Source organism: Streptomyces sp. A01 (assembly GCF_059026195.1).
The window spans coordinates 1-2127 of the sequence record NZ_JBWLKN010000080.1; the positions used below are offsets into that span (position 1 = coordinate 1).

The window sequence follows — 2127 nt, forward strand, 5'->3', positions numbered from 1 at the left end:
GCGCGGGCGTTCCTCATCCGTCCAGGCGACCGGCTCGGTCAGCAGCCGCACCGCGCCCGAGCCCCAGTCCACATGCGTCGAGGGGCGGTCGACGTGCAAGGTGGCCGGGAGCGTTCCGTAGCGCATGGCCATGACCATCTTGATGACACCGGCCACGCCAGAAGCGCCTTGTGTGTGCCCGATGTTGGACTTGACGGACCCGAGCCACAGCGGTCGGCCCTCCGGCCGGTTCCGCCCGTACGTCGCCAGCAGCGCTCCTGCCTCGATCGGGTCGCCCAGGCGGGTGCCCGTCCCGTGGGCTTCCACCGCGTCCACCTCGGAGGCCGACAGCCCGGACGCGGACAGCGCCTGCCGGATCACCCGCTCCTGTGCCGGGCCGTTGGGGGCGGTGAGTCCGTTGCTGGTGCCGTCCTGGTTGATGGCCGTGCCCCGGATGACGGCCAGGACCTCGTGGCCGTTGCGGCGTGCGTCCGACAGCCGTTCCAGCAGCACAAGACCGACGCCCTCGGCGAAGCCGGTACCGTCGGCTGCCTCGGCGAACGGCTTGCACCGGCCGTCGGGGGCCAGGCCCCGCTGCCGGGAGAACTCGGTGAACATGAACGGGGTGGCCATCACGGTCACGCCACCCGCGAGGGCCAGCGAGCACTCGCCCTGGCGCAGCCCCTGGCACGCCAGATGCATCGCCACCAGCGACGACGAACACGCCGTGTCCACCGAGACGGCCGGGCCTTCGAGGCCCAGGGTGAACGCGACGCGTCCCGAGAGGACGCTCAGGGCGTTGCCGGTCAGCAGGTACCCTTCGGTGCCCTTGTCGGCGTGCGGGCCGCCGAAGCCGGGAAGTCCGGCCCCGGCATAGATGCCGGTCGCGCTGCCCTTCAATGACCGAGGGTCGATGCGGGCGTGCTCCAGCAGTTCCCAGGCGGTCTCCAGCAGCAGCCGCTGCTGCGGCTCCATCGCCAGCGCCTCCCGCGGGCTGATGCCGAAGAACTCCGCGTCGAATCCCCCCGCGTCATGCAGGAAGCCGCCTTCGCGCGCGTACGTGGTGCCGGGGTGGTCGGGGTCGGGGTGGTACAGGCCCTCCAGGTCCCAGCCACGACCGGTGGGGAACGCACCGATCGCGTCCACGCCCGAGTCGACGACGTCCCACAGGTCCTGCGGTGAACCGATGCCGCCCGGGTAGCGGCAGGCCATGCTGACGACGGCCACCGGTTCCTGGTGACGTTCCTCCACCTCGCGCAGCCGCTGACGGGTTTGTCCGAGGTCCACCGTCACACGCTTCAGGTACTGGCGGAGCTTGTCTTCCGTTCCCGACATCACTTCTCGCTCTCCGTCAACGTACTCACAGTTCCCCGTCGATCAGCCTGAAGATCTCGTCGTCCGAGGCGGCCTCGACCGTGTCGTATCCGGTGGGATCAGCCCGGCCGCCGGTGACCGCGGACAGCAGTCCGTTGAGCCGCCTGGCGACCCTGCCGCGCGCGTCCTCGTCCAGGAGGAGGGTGGTCAGGGTGGTTTCGATGCGGCCCAGTTCGCCGAGGAGCGGGTCCACGGCGTCCACCGCCGGCCGTGCCTCGCCGTTCGGCGCGAGCCTCTGGCCCAGGTGGTCGGCGAGCGCGGCGGCCTCCGGGTAGTCGAAGACCAGGGAGGCGGGCAGGCGCAGCCCGGTCGCGGCGGCGAGCCTGTTGCGTAGTTCGACGGCGGTCAGCGAGTCGAGACCCAGTTCCTTGAACGGGACGTCGGTGTGGACGGCATGGGTGTCGGTGTGTCCCAGTACGGCCGCGGCGTGGGTGCGTACGAGGTGGAGCAGGGCGCTGTGGCGCTCGTCGGGGGTGAGCACGCGGAGCCGCTCGGCCGCGTCGGCCGGGGCCGGGCCGGTGGCGGCGGTGCGCCGGGGGGTGGCGCTGGGGGCGAGGCCGCGCAGCAGGGCGGGGAGGGTGTGGTCGGCCCGGCCGGTCAGGGCGCGGGGGTTGAGATCCGCGGCGAGGGGGGCGGGGTCGCCGTGCTGGAGGGCGGCGTCGAGCAGGGCCAGCCCGTGCTGGGCGTTCATGGGCTTGATGCCCATGCGGTTCATCCGTGCCAGGTCGGTGTCGGTGACCTTGCCCGTCATGCCACTGGAATCGGCCCACAGCC

At 72.0% G+C, this 2127-nt stretch carries 2 protein-coding genes; both read right to left on the reverse strand.

Annotation, left to right across the window (positions count from 1 at the left end):
• On the reverse strand, positions 1-1314 hold a 1314-nt coding region (locus AC5P1B_RS35575), incomplete at its 3' end, for a type I polyketide synthase (RefSeq protein WP_493892174.1).
• A 25-nt stretch (positions 1315-1339) separates the two neighbouring features.
• Positions 1340-2127: acyl carrier protein (locus AC5P1B_RS35580; protein ID WP_493892175.1), on the reverse strand; the 788-nt coding region annotated here is incomplete at its 5' end.